The 15225-nt window shown below is 60.9% G+C and carries 16 protein-coding genes; 7 read left to right on the top strand and 9 right to left on the bottom strand.

Annotated elements, in window-relative coordinates:
* Positions 1-1125, top strand: coding sequence for a sensor histidine kinase (locus ACZ89E_RS19505; protein WP_149660623.1), 1125 nt, complete (start codon positions 1-3; stop codon positions 1123-1125).
* Between the two features lie 63 nt (positions 1126-1188).
* Here the strand turns inward: ACZ89E_RS19505 and ACZ89E_RS19510 are convergent, their stop codons facing one another.
* Both ACZ89E_RS19510 and ACZ89E_RS19515 read right to left on the bottom strand, forming a co-directional pair.
* Positions 1189-1494, bottom strand: coding sequence for a chaperone modulator CbpM (locus ACZ89E_RS19510; RefSeq protein ID WP_149660622.1), 306 nt, complete (start codon positions 1492-1494; stop codon positions 1189-1191).
* 27 nt (positions 1495-1521) lie between these two features.
* Positions 1522-2481, bottom strand: coding sequence for a DnaJ C-terminal domain-containing protein (locus tag ACZ89E_RS19515; protein WP_476256278.1), 960 nt, complete (start codon positions 2479-2481; stop codon positions 1522-1524).
* A 299-nt stretch (positions 2482-2780) separates the two neighbouring features.
* Between ACZ89E_RS19515 and ACZ89E_RS19520 the strand changes: the two genes are divergently transcribed.
* A complete protein-coding gene (locus tag ACZ89E_RS19520) occupies positions 2781-4049 on the top strand; it encodes an Hsp70 family protein (RefSeq protein ID WP_476256279.1) in 1269 nt (422 codons plus the stop codon).
* A 103-nt stretch (positions 4050-4152) separates the two neighbouring features.
* On the opposite strand, the gene ACZ89E_RS19525 is transcribed toward ACZ89E_RS19520, so the two are convergent.
* The 3 genes from ACZ89E_RS19525 to ACZ89E_RS19535 form a co-directional block, all read right to left on the bottom strand.
* Complete coding sequence (locus ACZ89E_RS19525) at positions 4153-5166, bottom strand: AI-2E family transporter (RefSeq protein ID WP_149660617.1); 1014 nt, start codon at positions 5164-5166, stop codon at positions 4153-4155.
* Between the two features lie 178 nt (positions 5167-5344).
* Positions 5345-5650, bottom strand: a complete 306-nt coding sequence (locus tag ACZ89E_RS19530) for a PsiF family protein (RefSeq protein WP_003221193.1) — start codon at positions 5648-5650, stop codon at positions 5345-5347.
* Positions 5651-5722: 72 nt separating this feature from the next.
* Complete coding sequence (locus ACZ89E_RS19535; protein ID WP_476256280.1) at positions 5723-6511, bottom strand: AraC family transcriptional regulator; 789 nt, start codon at positions 6509-6511, stop codon at positions 5723-5725.
* Positions 6512-6609: 98 nt separating this feature from the next.
* Here ACZ89E_RS19535 and ACZ89E_RS19540 point away from each other — a divergent pair, with 98 nt between their 5' ends.
* Complete coding sequence (locus ACZ89E_RS19540; protein ID WP_463259258.1) at positions 6610-7485, top strand: DMT family transporter; 876 nt, start codon at positions 6610-6612, stop codon at positions 7483-7485.
* 102 nt (positions 7486-7587) lie between these two features.
* Here the strand turns inward: ACZ89E_RS19540 and ACZ89E_RS19545 are convergent, their stop codons facing one another.
* The 3 genes from ACZ89E_RS19545 to ACZ89E_RS19555 all read right to left on the bottom strand — a co-directional run bounded on the left by ACZ89E_RS19545 (position 7588) and on the right by ACZ89E_RS19555 (position 9520).
* On the bottom strand, positions 7588-8478 hold the full coding sequence (locus ACZ89E_RS19545) for an esterase/lipase family protein (RefSeq protein ID WP_149660614.1): 891 nt from the start codon (positions 8476-8478) through the stop codon (positions 7588-7590).
* 97 nt (positions 8479-8575) lie between these two features.
* On the bottom strand, positions 8576-8881 hold the full coding sequence (locus tag ACZ89E_RS19550) for a DMT family transporter (RefSeq protein WP_149660613.1): 306 nt from the start codon (positions 8879-8881) through the stop codon (positions 8576-8578).
* On the bottom strand, positions 8882-9520 hold the full coding sequence (locus tag ACZ89E_RS19555; protein ID WP_476256281.1) for an FMN-dependent NADH-azoreductase: 639 nt from the start codon (positions 9518-9520) through the stop codon (positions 8882-8884). It abuts the gene before it with no gap.
* A gap of 130 nt (positions 9521-9650) precedes the next feature.
* Here ACZ89E_RS19555 and ACZ89E_RS19560 point away from each other — a divergent pair, with 130 nt between their 5' ends.
* Together ACZ89E_RS19560 and ACZ89E_RS19565 are read left to right on the top strand one after the other, a co-directional pair.
* A complete protein-coding gene (locus tag ACZ89E_RS19560) occupies positions 9651-10577 on the top strand; it encodes a LysR substrate-binding domain-containing protein (protein WP_476256282.1) in 927 nt (308 codons plus the stop codon).
* Positions 10578-10712: 135 nt separating this feature from the next.
* On the top strand, positions 10713-11243 hold the full coding sequence (locus ACZ89E_RS19565; protein WP_149660609.1) for a ferritin-like domain-containing protein: 531 nt from the start codon (positions 10713-10715) through the stop codon (positions 11241-11243).
* A 53-nt stretch (positions 11244-11296) separates the two neighbouring features.
* Here ACZ89E_RS19565 and ACZ89E_RS19570 read toward each other — a convergent pair whose 3' ends face one another.
* Positions 11297-13372: an AsmA family protein gene (locus tag ACZ89E_RS19570; RefSeq protein WP_463259256.1), complete on the bottom strand. Its 2076-nt coding sequence runs from the start codon at positions 13370-13372 to the stop codon at positions 11297-11299.
* A gap of 387 nt (positions 13373-13759) precedes the next feature.
* Here ACZ89E_RS19570 and ACZ89E_RS19575 point away from each other — a divergent pair, with 387 nt between their 5' ends.
* The gene (locus ACZ89E_RS19575) at positions 13760-14182 is read left to right on the top strand and encodes a hypothetical protein (RefSeq protein ID WP_476256283.1); all 423 of its coding nucleotides are present in this window, start codon (positions 13760-13762) and stop codon (positions 14180-14182) included.
* A 166-nt stretch (positions 14183-14348) separates the two neighbouring features.
* Positions 14349-14981, top strand: a complete 633-nt coding sequence (locus ACZ89E_RS19580; protein WP_149660607.1) for a TetR family transcriptional regulator — start codon at positions 14349-14351, stop codon at positions 14979-14981.
* The last annotated feature ends 244 nt before the right edge of the window (positions 14982-15225 follow it).

Raw genomic sequence — 15225 nt, forward strand, 5'->3', positions numbered from 1 at the left:
ATGCGTTTAAGCGAATTCATCGTGGTAGAGGTCGATCGTGTCGTCGATGAATGGGAGCAGTTCGCCCGCGCGATCACCCCTGACGACAACCTGGATCGCGCCACCTTGCGCGATCATGCCCGCTCCATCCTGCTGGCCGCCGCCCGGGACATGACCACCGCGCAGACCGCCCAGGAACAGGCCGCCAAGGCCAAGGGTGACGGCCCGGAGAAAACCCCCAGCCTGGACAAGGCCGCCGCCAGCCATGGCGAATTGCGGCACAACGTCGGCTTTGACCTGGTGCAGATGACCTCAGAGTTCCGTCATCTGCGCGCCTGTGTCATCCGGCTCTGGGTCGAGAGCCTGCAATCGCCGGACCTCGCCTACTTCCAGGACATGATCCGCTTCAACGAAGCCATCGACGAAGCCCTGGCCGAGTCGACTGCGGCCTACGCCGAGCAGGTCAATCATTCCCGGGATATTTTCCTGGCGATCCTCGGCCACGACCTGCGCGCACCGTTGCAGGCGGTGAGCATGTCCACCGAAATGCTGATGCGCAAAGCCAACCTCGAAGGTGACGCCCTGACCTGCGCGCACCACATCAAGCGTGGCACCCGGCACATGGCGGCGATGGTCAGTGATTTGCTGGAACTGGTGCGCAGTCGCCTGGGCAAGAGTTTGCCCATCGAACCAAAACCGATGGACCTGGCCGACGCCGCGCGCGAAGCCATTGCCCAGGCCTGCGCCGGCAACCCCGAATGCGATCCGACGATCACGGTGCAGGGCGATACCCACGGCACCTGGGATGCCGGGCGCATCAATCAGCTGTTGCAGAACCTGATCGGCAACGCGTTACAGCATGGCTCGAACAAGCGTGACGTCAGTGTAGTGCTCAGCGGCGAGGCCGACTCGGTGCGCCTGACGGTGCATAACTATGGCGTGCCGATTCCGGAAGAGGCGCTCGGCACCATTTTCGATCCCCTGGTGCGCAACGCCGACGAAGAACTCGGGCAGCCGTCGACCAGCCTCGGTTTGGGCTTGTTTATCGTCAAGGAAGTGGTAAACGCTCACCGGGGCACGATTGAGGTCAGCTCCAGCGAATTGGAGGGGACGTTGTTTACGGTGGTGTTGCCCAGGAAGGTGTGATGACTTGGGACCGCTTTTGTGGCGAGGGGGCAAGCCCCCTCGCCACAGGTTCAGTGCCTGCCGCTACTCAACGACCAACCGCCCCAACCGCTGCTTGAGCATTCGGTTCTCGGCCCGCAGTTGCTGCACTTCTTCCAGCAAGTCCAGCGCCAGCGCGACGCCTTCCCACTCCAGCTCCAGATCGCGCCGCAGCTTGGCGGCGCGTTTGGCCAGGGCCAGTTCGTAATCGTTGAAACGCCAGTCCTTGGGCGCAGAGCCCTGAGGTTCGAGGATGCCGTGTTCGACGATTTCGATCACGTAGACGTCCGACAGCTCGGTCGCCTCACAGAATTCTGCCATGTCCAGTTGAACGATCAGGGGACTGCTCATTGTCAGTAGCTCCAGGGTTCTAGCGGATCAAAAATTTTCCCGTGGGTCGAACGCAGCTTTCTGCGCCAGCTCTTGCCACAACGCCTTGACCTCATCGTCCGAGGCTTTCGGCATCACGGCCTTGAGCTGCACGAACAGGAAGCCACGCTCGCCCTTCTTGTTCAGCAAGCCATGGCCCTTGGCGCGCATGCGCTGGCCGTTCTGGCTGCCGGCCGGGACCTTGAGGTTGATCTTGCCGGTCAGGGTCGGCACCGCGACTTCGGCGCCCAGCGCCAGCTCCCAAGGAGCCAGCGGCAAGGTGATGATCAGGTTCTCGCCTTCCACGTCGAATTTCGGGTGCGGGGCGAAGCGGATGATCAGGAACAGGTCGCCATTGGCGCCACCACCGGTACCCGGCGCGCCCTGGCCCTTGAGGCGAATACGTTCGCCGTCGGCCACGCCGGCCGGGATTTTCACGTTCAGGCTTTTCGAGGTGTTGCTGACATGCTGCCCAGCCGCGTTGTACTGCGGCACCTGGAAAGTGACCTTCTTCGATTCGTTCGAGAGGGTTTCTTCCAGAAAAATTCCAAGTTCCATTTCCACGTCTTGCCCTCGACGTCCGGCACTGCGACGCGACTCTCCACCCCCAAAACCAGGCCCACGGTTGCCGAAGATCGAACTGAAGAAGTCCGAAAAATCGCCCGTGTCCTGACCGCCACCGAAACCACCGCCGCCGCCGCCGCCGCCACGCCCCTGCCAGCCTGGCGGGCCCTGGAACGGTTGGCCGTGCTGGCCGTATTTGCGCAAGTCGTCGTATTCGGCGCGCTTGTCGGCACTTTTCAGCGCTTCATAGGCTTCCGAGGCGTCCTTGAACTTGGCCTCGGCGTCTTTTTCCTTGCTGACGTCGGGGTGGTATTTGCGGGCCAGCTTGCGATAGGCGGCTTTAATCGTCTTATCGTCCGCGGTCGGTTCCACACCGAGAATCTTGTAATAGTCTTTGAAGTCCATCTAAGGATCACCATCCGTTATCAAAATCGCGCCGCTACCCCGACAGCATGCGCGCATTGCAGGCTGTCGGGTTGACCGATCTCAAGTTTGTGACCGGGCAGCGCATCAGAAGTTTATCGGCAGCGGCGGGCGGTTCTTGCGACCGCCAAATGGCTGCCAGGGTCGATGCAGACAAGTTTGGGGCATCGTGCCCGCTTATCAAGGCGCTATTGCCGGTGATTTAGCGGATAGTCGGCCTTCGAATCTTCGCCGCACTGGCATACACTGCGCGGCCGTTTTTTAACCGGAACTCGAAAGACATGAAAAACGCATCCCCAGCCCGTGCCTGTGGTATCGACTTCGGCACGTCCAACTCCACCGTCGGCTGGCTACGCCCCGGCATGGAAACGCTGATCGCGCTGGAGGACGACAAGATCACCCTGCCCTCGGTGGTCTTCTTCAACATCGAAGAACGCCGCCCGGTGTACGGCCGGCTGGCGCTGCACGAGTACCTGGAAGGCTACGAAGGCCGGCTGATGCGCTCGCTCAAGAGCCTGCTGGGTTCCAAGCTGATCAAGCACGACACCAGCGTCCTCGGCACGGCGATGCCGTTCAAGGACTTGCTGGGCCTGTTCATCGGCCAGTTGAAGAAGCGCGCCGAAGCCGAAGCCGGTCGTGAGTTCGAAGAAGTGGTGCTGGGTCGCCCGGTGTTCTTCGTCGATGACGACGAACTGGCGGACCAGGAAGCCGAAAATACCCTGGTGGACGTGGCCCGCGCCATCGGCTTCAAGGACGTGTCGTTCCAGTACGAGCCGATTGCGGCGGCGTTCGACTACGAGTCGACCATCGAAAAAGAGGAGCTGGTGCTGATTGTCGACATCGGCGGTGGTACCTCCGACTTCTCGCTGGTGCGCCTGTCCCCTGAGCGGCGCATGCACGACAACCGCCACGACGACATCCTCGCCACCGGCGGCGTGCACATCGGCGGGACCGATTTCGACAAGCAACTGAGCCTGCAAGGCCTGATGCCACTGTTCGGTTACGGCAGCCGCATGAAGAGCGGCGCCTACATGCCCACCAGCCACCACATGAACCTGGCGACCTGGCACACCATCAACTCGGTGTACTCGCAGAAGTCGACGTTGGCCCTGGGCAGCATGCGCTACGACATCGAAGACACGGGCGGCATCGATCGCCTGTTCAAGCTGATCGACCAGCGCGCCGGCCACTGGCTGGCCATGGAAGTGGAAGAAACCAAGATCCAGCTGACCCACGCCGACAGCCGCCATGTACCGCTGGACCGCATCGAGCCGGGCCTGAGCGTGGAACTGACCCGCGCCTTGTTCGAATCCGCCATCGACAACCTGCTGGAGCGCGTGCGCAACAGCGTCACGCAACTGCTCAGCGATGCCAACGTGCGGGTTGATCAGGTCGATACGGTGTTCTTCACCGGCGGTTCCAGCGGCATCCCGGCGCTGCGCAACAGCGTCTCGGCGATGCTGCCGAAGGCGCGGCATGTGGAAGGGAATATCTTTGGCAGCATCGGCAGTGGTTTGGCGATTGAAGCCATGAAGCGTTACGGCTGCTGAGAAGCAGCGGTAAGTTGCAAGCTTCAAGCGGCAAGTAAAAAGCAGGAGCGAACACCGCCACTGCTTTGACTTGTTGCTTGAAACTTGCGGCTTGCAACTGCTTTTAAACCATCCCTACCAGCTTCAACTCACTCTTCAAATACGCGTAATAAATCGGCCCCGCCACCACCCCCGGCAGGCCGAACGCGGCCTCGAACACCAGCATTGCCAGCAGCAACTCCCACGACTTGGCACTGATCTGCCCGCCGACGATGCGCGCGTTGAGGAAGTATTCGAGCTTGTGGATAAAGATCAGGTAACCCAGCGCCGCCACCGCGACCCAGATCGACAGCGACAGGCCGACGATGGTGATCAGGGTGTTCGACATCAGATTGCCGATCACCGGCAGCAGGCCGAGCAGGAAGGTCAGCACGATCAGGGTTTTGGTCAGCGGCAGCTTGATGCCGAACATCGGCAGGATCACCGCCAGGAAAATCCCGGTGAAGAAAGTGTTGAGCAGGGAAATCTTGATCTGCGCGAACACGATGTTGCGAAACGCCTGGACCAGCAGGTGCAAGCGGTCGAACAGCGCGGCGGCCAGCGGTTTGCGCTTGGTCACGTCCGGTACCCGCTGCAAGGCGATGATCGCGCCCAGCACCATGCCGATCAGCAACGTCACGAACATGTGCGCCGCGTCCTTGCCCACCAGTTGCAAATCGCTGAGGTGTTTGCTCATCCATTCGCCAATGGCCACGCGGAATTCGGCGGCGCTGGCCGGCAGGTACACATCGATGAACGGCGGCAACTGCCCGCGGGCGCGGTCGACCACGTGCATGAATTTGTCGAGGGAAGCCCCGGGGTTTTCCGCTTCGTGCAATAGAAAACTGATCGCACCGGCAAAGATCAGCGCCAGCACGCTGACCACCAATGTGCCGAGCAACGCCACCGCCAGCCAACGGGCGCGGCGACCTTCGATCAGCCGCTGCAACTGCGGCGTGAGCATGTTGACCAGTTCAAATACCAACAACCCGGCCAGCAGGCTGGGCAACAGGCGCAGCGGGATCACCAGCAGCAGCCCGCCAAAAATGATCACCCAACTGACCAACAGCAATACATGACGCTGAGAAAACGTTGGCATACAGCCTCAAAACGAACGGCGTAAAAGGATGGGCAGTCTGCCAGCGATCCGAGGTCAGCACTAGGAATTGTGCATAACCTGTAGGAGCAAGGCTTGCCCGCAATGGGCGCGCCGCGAATACCCATGACACACCGCGTTATCGTTCATCGCGGGCGAGCCATGCGCCTACAGGGCCGGATTATTTCTTCTTCAGGCAATCGCTCATGAAGGTTTTGCGCGCATCGCCCGTGAGGGCTTTGGTCTTGGCGTCCGCGTTGCAGGTTTTCATTTTTTCCTGCTGCGGGGTCAGGACTTTCGCGTCATTGGCGGCCGGGGCGGCTTTGAGGCAGGTGCTCATGAATGTCTTGCGCTCATCGCCCTTGAGGCTTTTCGCGGTAGCGTCGGCATTGCAGGTGGTCATTTTGTTCTGTTGGGCCGTGGCGGCGAAGCCCTGGGAGCAGAGCAGCAAACCGATCATCAACAAAGGGACACGCAACATCTTCATGGAGTTTTCTCCTTGTTGCCGCACCGATGGATGCGGCCTCGCCCTGAAGTGTAGACAAACCCTGTAACACCTTCACCTGGTCTCGAGGTGGCTGCGGCGATATTGTTCCGGCGTGCACCCGGCCTGGCGCTGAAACATGGCGATAAAGGCCGAACCGGTGCTGTAGCCCATGTCGAAGGCGATGTCCTGAATGCTGCGCTGGCTGCCCAGCGCTTCAATCGCCGCGAGAAATCGCAGGCGCAGGCGCCACTCGCCGAAACTCATGCCCAATTCACGCACGAATTGCCGGGCCAGGGTGCGTTCGCTGACGTGAATCTGCGTCGCCCACGCTGCCAAGGGCCGGTTATCCCCGGGCTCGGCCTGCAAGGCTTCAAGTATCCCGAGCAGCCCCGGACTGCTGGCGTAAGGCAAATAACAGGCGTGCTCGGGGGCCTGTTGCAATTGATCCACCAACACCTGGGCCAGGCGCACGTCGGTGTCCTGTTCGGGAATCTTCACGTCGCGAGCGGCGAAGTCCTTGAGGATCGCCTTGAGAATGTCGCTGATGGCCAGGGTGCACGCTTGTTGCGGCAGATCCCGGCACAGCGACGGCGCCAGGCACACCGCGCGGTAGTTGATTGGCTGGTTGCTGTAGAAACTGTGCTCGGTCTTCGGTGGCACCCACACCGCGTACTGCGGCGGCGACATGAAGCGGCTGCTGCCGATTTCCATGTGCAACACGCCATTGGCCGAATACTCCAGGGTGCCCCACGGGTGGCGGTGGGCCGAGGCGTATTCGTGGGTGTCGAAGTCGGCGTAGCGGAAGTACACCGGGGCCGGCAGTTCGCTGAAATCCAGCAGATCGATGTGTTTACTGCTCATGCTGTCCGTCATCAAGGGCCGATTGTCTGGATCGGAGTATAGGCTTGCATCCAGACAGGCGGATAATTGCGCCTCATCAACGTTCTGGTTTCTCTCCCATGCAATATGCGTTTCCCCTGCTGGCCATTTTCATTTGGGCCGGCAATACCGTGATCACCAAGATGTCGGCCGGCGCGATCTTCCCCGCCGAGATCGGTTTTTATCGCTGGCTGCTGGCCGGGATTCTGTTCACGCCCTTCATGCTCAAACCGGTGATCGCCCACTGGCCGATGATCCGCCCCAACCTGTGGAAGATTTTCGTCCTCGGCGTGCTCGGCATGGCGGTTTATCAGAGCCTGGCGTACTTCGCGGCGAGCCTGACCACCGCCACCAACATGGGCATCATCCTGTCGTTGATGCCGCTGATGTCACTGACGATGGCGATCATCAGCCTCGGCCAGCGCCTGACGGCCGGTGCGCTGGCCGGTGCGGTGCTGTCGTTTGCCGGGGTGCTGGTGGTGGTGTCGTCCGGCAGCCTGAGCGCATTGCTGGAGCACGGGGTGAACCTGGGCGACGCGATGATGCTGATCGCGACCCTGGCCTACGCGATCTACAGCACGCTCCTGAAAAAATGGCAGCTGCGCCTGCCGCCGCTGGTGTTGCTGTATTTGCAGGTGCTGGTGGCGGTGGTGGTGCTGTTTCCGCTGTTCGTGGCCTCGCCAAAAATCGGCCCGACCTGGCAGAACATCCCGCTGGTGCTCTACGCCTGCCTGCTGGCCTCAATGATTGCGCCCTTGGCGTGGATGCAAGCCGTGGTGCGCCTGGGGCCGAGCCGGACCACGCAGTTTTTCAACCTGCTGCCGCTGATTACCGCACTGATTGCGGCGGTGGTGTTGCATGAGCAGTTGGCGATGTATCACCTGGTCGGCGGGATGTTGACGTTGGGTGGGGTGATTTTGTCGGAGCGGTGGACCACCGTTTTGGGGCGCACCTAATCCTTTGTGGCGAGGGGGCTTGCCCCCGTTGGGCTGCGTAGCGGCCCCATTTTGCGACCGCTGCGCGCTCGAACGGGGGCAAGCCCCCTCGCCACAGGCGGTCTAAAGACCTGCCGCTTTCAACCGCGCCGCATGCTCGACAAACAACCGAACCGGCTGCGCGCCCTTCCCCACCAGCCCCAACGACTGGTTGACGATATCGAAGTGATCCATCGGGTATTCATCGCCGATCACCGTCCCCAAGTGCGAGCTGTAGCGCCCGACCATCCCGTCGCAATGCCCCTTTTCCCGCACGAAAGTTGTCGCGAATAACCGGCAAAACCGGTTGGTCCCATCGAACAGATTGCCGCCGCGATCGGTCTTGCCCGGCTGCAAGGTCCCGGACCAGGAGTAATAACGCACGCCGTTGACCTCCTCCGGCCCGTGCCCGCCCCAGGTTTGCGGCAGGCCCTGTGGATAACGCTGGTTGAACAGCGCCACGCCGGTGGTCGTCAGGGATTCGTGGGAGGCATGGATATCCACCGGCAGTTTCGGCCCGCGATAACCGGTTTCCAACACACTCATCAAGCCACCGATCAGGCGCAGCAAAACCGCCAGTACGCGCCCCTTGGCGCTGTCCGATGGATAGTGTTTGTGCAGGTAATCCGCCAATTCCGAACCGTGGTTCGGCCCGGCCACCGACGTGACCGACGCCACCCGATCCGGGCGTTTGGCGGCGGCATAACGCGCGGTCAGCGAGCCCTGGCTGTGGCCGATCAGGTTGACCTTCTCGGCTCCGGTTTCGCGCAGGATCTCGTCGATCCGCGCCAGCAACTGCTCGCCGCGCACTTCGCTGGAATTGAGCGGCGACACCTGCACCGCAAACACCACCGCACCCCCACGGCGCAACGCCGCGACGATCCCGAACCAGTACGGATACAGCAGCAAACGGATGAACCCGAGCATTCCGGGAACCAGCACCAACGGGTAACGCGTGGCGGAACCTTGCGACATGGGCGGACATCCTTGTGATCGGTGAGATGACGCAAGGCGGGATGCAAGACATCAGCCAAGCATCGCCACCGAACATGACCAGTCTATGACATCCGCGTTACTTCAAGCCCACCACCCCCGCCACGATCAACCCGACCGAGACCAGTTTGAGCGCCGTCAGGCTCTCGCCCAGCAGCGCAAACCCGAGAAACACCGTGCCCAGCGACCCGATGGCTGTCCAGATCGGGTAGGCGATGCTCACCGGCAACTCGCGCATGGCCAGGGTCAGGAAATAAATCCCGCCGACCGCCGCCGCCACCGTGATCAGCGACGGCCAGAGCCGGGTGAAACCTTCGGCGTACTTCATGCCCATGGCGAAGGTCACTTCGAAGCCGGCGGCGATCAGCAGAAACACCCAGGCCATCTAGAACTCCCTGGCCAGCGCCAACAGACGCTGTTCGGCCTCGGCGGCGGAGATCTGGAAAGTACGTTCGGCGGACTCTTCACCTTCGGCGGCGACCACCGTGATGTCGGTGATGCCGATGAAACCCAGCGCGGTGCGCAACAACGAATCGGCGTGATTCATCGCTTCCAGCTCACCACCCGGGCCAAAACCGAAGCCGCCGCGACTGGTGACGATCAGGGCTTTCTTGCCCCGCACCAACGGTTCGTACTGCGCCACGCCATTGTCCAGGGTGTGATTGAAGGTCAGCCCGAGCCGCACGATCTGATCGATCCAGGCCTTGAGGCCGCTGGGCACACTGAAGTTGTGCATCGGCGTGGAAATCACCAGCACATCGTGGCCGAGCAATTCACCCACCAGTTCATCGCTGAACGCCAGATCGGCCTGCATCGACAACGGCCGGGCCTCCGGCTCGGGGTAAAACGCCGCCGCGACAAACGCCTCATTGACCGGTGGGATCAACGCCCGACCGACTTCACGTCGGGTCAACTGCGACTGCGGATGACGGGCCTGCCACGCCGACAAAAACACCTCGGCCAAACGCCGGGAATGGGAACGCTCCCCACGGGGACTGGCGTGAACCGCAAGAACTGTGCTCATCTGAAAACTCCTTAATGGCTAAACTGCTTGAGGCTTGCAGCTTGCAGCTTGCAGCTTGCAGCTCGTAGCTGTTCCTCTTCAAATGAACAAAAGTCAGTCAGGATGAATTCATTTCATCCATGGAGTTCCCATGTTTGCCTCACTGCCGCTAACCGCCCTGCGCGCCTTTGAGTCCGCCTCGCGCCTATTGAGTTTCAAGGCCGCCGCCGAAGAACTCTCGGTAACGCCCACGGCGATTTCCCATCAGATTCGTTCGCTGGAGAGTTGGCTTGGCATTGCGCTGTTCGAGCGATTGCCACGTCAGGTGCGCCTCACCGACGGCGGCGAACGCCTGTTCCAAAGCCTGCACGGTGCCTTGCTGGAAGTGGCGCAGAGCGTCGACACCCTGCGCCCGCAACGCAGCGGCGCCAGCCTGACGCTTTCCACTACCGCCGCCTTCGCCGCGTTGTGGCTGGTACCGCGACTCGGGCGCTTTTATGCCCGGCACCCGACCATCAGCCTGCGGCTCGATACCCATTGCGAAGTCATCGATTTGCATCAGGACGCCAGCGTCGATCTGGTGCTGCGCTACAGCCTCGACGATTACCCGAACCTGTATGGGCTGTGCCTGTTCGATGAATCCTTCGGCGTTTATGGCTCTCCCGAGCAGGTAGCGTCGGCGGCCAGTCGGGTGCCGACGCTGATCAGCGTGCGTTGGCATAACTCCAAGCTCTACGCCCACGGTTGGGAAGCCTGGTGCGCGAAGTCCGGCGAAACCTGGCTGGCCGGGCGACCGGCGGTGCGTGAATACGACGAAGAGCATTACGCCCTGCAAGCGGCGATTGCCGGGCAAGGGCTGGTGCTGGCGAGCAATATCCTGGTGTCCGAAAGCGTGGCCAGCGGGTTGCTGGTGCCTTACAAGGGCGAGGTTCAAGTGGATGGCGCCGGCTATGCCGCGTTGTGTGTGCCGGGGCGTGAACGGCATCCACCGGTACGCGCATTTTTTGCGTGGTTGCAGGAAGAAGCAGCGGCGTCTGGTCTATTGCCAAGATCAAAGGCTCAACCCACCTCCCCGTAGGAACTGCCGAAGGCTGCGATCTTTCACGCCCGTCAAATACATCAAACTTTTCGCGACGCTCATTACTCACATCTTAAGTAGCGATCACGTCCCCAGAGGCGTGACGCCCACCGGATTAGCCTCCAGGAGATCGAGATGAGCGACATGCATTTGTCTGATGTAACCACCCTTCGCGCACGGGCTCGCCAGAACGTCGAGAACGGCGCCGTGACCGAAGGCTACAGCGCCGACCGCGAAGAAGTGCTGCGCCTGCTCAACGAATCGCTGGCCACTGAATTGGTCTGCGTGTTGCGCTACAAGCGCCACTACTTCATGGCCAACGGCCTCAAGGCCCACGTGGCCGCCGACGAGTTCCTTGAACACGCGACCCAGGAAGCCGAACACGCCGACCGCCTGGCCGAGCGCATCGTGCAACTGGGCGGTGAGCCGGAATTCAACCCCGACCTGCTGTCGAAAAACTCCCACGCCCAATACGTGGCCGGGAAAGACCTCAAGGAGATGGTCTACGAAGACCTGGTCGCCGAGCGGATCGCCATCGACAGCTACCGCGAAATCATTCAGTACATCGGCGAAAAAGACCCGACCACCCGCCGCATCTTCGAAGACATCCTGGCCCAGGAAGAAGAGCATGCGGATGATATGGCCGACATTCTGAAAGACCTCTAACCCCTGATCGTTCCCACGTTCCGCGTGGGAACGATCTTGTAGACGCCGCACATTTATCGGGTGGGCTTGACGGTCACCGGCGCCTTGCCCTGCTTCATCTGTTCCAGCAACGGCGCACACTGGTTCGGCTCGCCACCGCTCGGCGCCACCAACGCCAGCAACCCCGCCGCCGGCGCGGCAATCACGCCCAGCGCAACCATCCCGGCCCCGCGCAACAACAGCGGCACGGCTTTCACGCCCGCGCTCGGCTTGATGAACTTGCCCTGCACATACAGCGGCGAGCGCAGGGAAATCAAACGCCAGCCCTTGGATTCCGGGGTGATGGTCAAGTCCAGTTGTTCAGTCGCCATGTTCGCCGTGCCGTCGATATAGATAATCGCGTTCTCGGTATCGAAGACGAACAACTGCGTGGTCGCCAGGCCAGTCTTGATGTCGAAATCCGCCGCCGCGCAGTTGATCTTCACTTCCTTGTCGCCAAAGATCTTGCCGACCACGTAGTTGCCGACATTAAGCCCGGCTAGCTCCATCAACTCGCGGCTGATGGCGCCGTCATTGATCAGCATTTTCAGCTTGCCGTTGGCTGTGCCCAGCAGCTTGGCCACTGAATTGCCGCGACCGGCGATATCAGCGTCGCCGTTCAACTCGCCGAAACTGGTTTTCATCGGTTCAAAGGTCGGGAACAACTGCTTGAGTTTGAAACCGCGCGCGGTGAGTTTGGCCTGGCCTTCCAGCGGTTCGGTGCGGCCATTGAGGCGAATCTGTGCATCGAGCTTGCCGCCGGCGACGCCGAAACGCAGGGGTTCGAGGCTCAGCACGCCGTCGGTCAGCACCAGATGCGTATAGAGGTCGGTGAACGGCAGCTTCTCGCTGTGGACGATGCGCTTGCCGGTGAATTCGACGTCGGCGTCCATATCGCGCCAGCGCTCGGTCTTGAATTCCTCGACCGGCAACACCTTGTCCGTCGGCTGTTTGCTTTCACCGCCACGGGCCTTTTGCTTGGCGTTGGAGTCGGCACCGATCAACGGCGCGAGGTCGGCAAACAGCAATTGATTGGAAACCAACGCACCGCTGAGTTTCGGCCGGGGCTGACTGGCGACGTAGGCCAGGTCGCCGTGGATATCACTGGCGCCGATCTTGCCGTTGAAACCCTCGTAGCGGAACTGTGCACCTGCCGCGTCATGCAGTTTGGCGATCAAGTGACCGTCGGTGGCATAGGGCGGGGAGTCCGGCAGGGTTACGCCGGTCAGTGGATACAGGTTGGCCAGGCTGCTGCCGGCCAGTTTCAGGCGCAGGTCCAACGCGCCGAGGTTCAGCGGGTCGGTCAGGGTGCCGGCGAGTTCGACGCTGGTGTCGGCGATCTTGACCTGGGCTTGCAGCGGGAACGGCTTGGCCGCGTCTTGCAAGGCCAGCAAGCCGCCAATCTTGCCTTCGCCGGCGAGTTTCTGATCGTGGTATTGGCCCTTCACTTTGATTGCGAAGGCGTAGTCCTGGGGGGCGCCGCCCTTCTCGACCGCGGTTTTTGCCGCTTTGTCGCCGACGATGTCGCTGAACGGAATCGGTTTGCCCAGTGGATCGATCAACAGGTCGAGCTGAGTCTTCAGACTCTGGTCGTCGAGGGTCACGTGGCCTTTGTCGAAGCCGATGGCGCCAATGTCCACCACCCAGTTCGACGGTTCGGCGTTCGGGTCTTTCGGATCGAACTTGAAGGTCCAGTTGGCGCGGCCGTCGGCCAGGCGCTGGAGGTCGGCATTGGGTTCGGTGAGGTCGATGCGCGGGATGACCACGCGCTGCGCCAGCAAGGCCAGCGGCGAAATCCGCAGTTCGACGCGCTTGAGCGTGACCATCTGCGGCTTTTTCGACCAGTCCGGGTTGCCCAGGCTCAAGTCCTCGGCCACCACATGCGGCCATGGCACCCAGGCCCGCCAGCCGCCCTCATCGGGCTCACGCTGCCAGACCACCGCGAGGTTGCCATTAATGGCGAACGGACGGTGCAGCTCTTCGGATACTTTGGTGTTGAGGGTGGGTTTGATCCGGTTCCAATCGAAGAACACGATGACCAGAACCAGTACCGCCAGCAGTACAACAAGGCTGGCGACGGTCCAGCTGATTATTTTTGCAGTGCGCGTCATTGCACAGGGCTCCTGAATACGACTGAGCGCCCTGACTGCGACGCACGTTTGAAACGGCGGGCCAGAAGCGGCGCGCCATGAAATCTACGACTGGAAAACGGCTCGCAGGTTTAACCGAAAGTCTCCTTAACGCTCAAATAATCGTCCGGCGACACAGTGCGCCCGCTACCGACGTTACCGGCCCCGCACTTTTGTGCGGCACGAGTGGGTCGAAAATACCCACCTCGGTGCAAAACCACCGGCCGGAGAAGCCCGATCTAGAGCCTCTACGCGGAACAATCAATTCTGTTGATTATTACCATTGCGTTTATGAACTTTTATATCGACTTATCGAGAGTAGCATTGCCCTCGTACCCACTTTATCGCCCTCCCAAGGAGCAACCCATCATGAAACGCCAATTATTGCTTAGCCTGACCCTCTCGATGCTAGCCAGCACCGCTTTTGCTCTGCCAGCCGCTGATCAGGCCACTCCGCAAGTCAAAGACAATCACTCTGTATTCAGCCAAACCGTTGCCGCCGATGGTTCGGACCGCACTCCACAAGGCCAGACCCTTGCTGAAGGTGGTAATGATCGCCTGAAAGAGAAAGGCCTGATCACTGAAGATGGCTACGACAAAACTCCACAAGGTCAGGCTGTAGCCGAAGACGGTTACGATAAAACCCCACAAGGCCAAGTCGCTGAAAACGGCCGCAACCGTCTTGAAGAAAAAGGCCTGGTTGAAGATGGCTACGACAAAACCCCACAAGGCCAAGCCGTTGCCGAAGGTGGTGGTGACCGTGTTATCGAACGCAACAGCGCTGTGAGCTGAGCCTGTGGCGGCCCTGAAAAAAAGCCCAATCACTGGATTGGGCTTTTGACTTTTACAGCAGCGCCCTTCTTCCTCGCTTGAATCCCTGATCCCTGATCCCCGTTCGACGCCGGCAAAGCCGATTTGCTAGAGTGCGCCGCTGTCCTGTCCAGAAAACACCCTTGCGATGCTGCCCCGCGCCGAACAGAAACAACAGACCCGCAACGCCCTGATGGACGCCGCCCGCCATTTGATGGAATGCGGCCGAGGATTCGGCAGCCTGAGCCTGCGCGAAGTGGCGAAAACCGCCGGGATCGTCCCCACCGGTTTCTATCGGCATTTTGCCGATATGGACGAACTGGGCCTGGTGCTGGTCAGCGAAGTCGGCCAGACCTTCCGCGAAACCATCCGCCTGGTACGCCACAACGAATTCGTCATGGGCGGCATCATTGATGCGTCGGTGCGGATCTTTCTCGATGTGGTCAGCGCCAATCGCTCGCAATTCCTGTTTCTGGCCCGCGAGCAATACGGTGGTTCGCTGCCGGTGCGCCAGGCCATTGGCCGTTTGCGCGAAGGCATCAGTTCCGATCTTGCCTCCGATTTATCGCTGATGCCGAAATTGCAGCATCTGGGCATCGACGGGCTGAGCGTCATGGCCGACCTGATCGTTAAAAGCGTATTCGCCACGTTGCCGGACATTATCGATCCGCCGGTGGAAGCGTTGCCGGAGCATCTGACGCCCCAGGCGAAGATCACTCAGCAACTGCGTTTTATCTTTATTGGGTTGAAGCATTGGCAGGGGCTCGGCAGTACGGAATAACACACATCCTCTGTGGGAGCGGCTTGTGTGGCGAGAGGGCTTGCCCCCGCTGGAGTGTGAAGCGCTCCCTCGCGTCCTATCAGCGCACCGCGTTTCTCAGATTTTACGACTGCTTCACAGCCGAACGGGGTGGTGCGGCATTCCGACAAGCCCCCTCGCCACACATACCCCCCCCCAATTTGGTGCATGAAGAATCCTTCACGCACCAACATGCACCAAAACCCCGCAACATCCTGCAACAACT

The organism is Pseudomonas sp. TE3899, assembly GCF_056279105.1.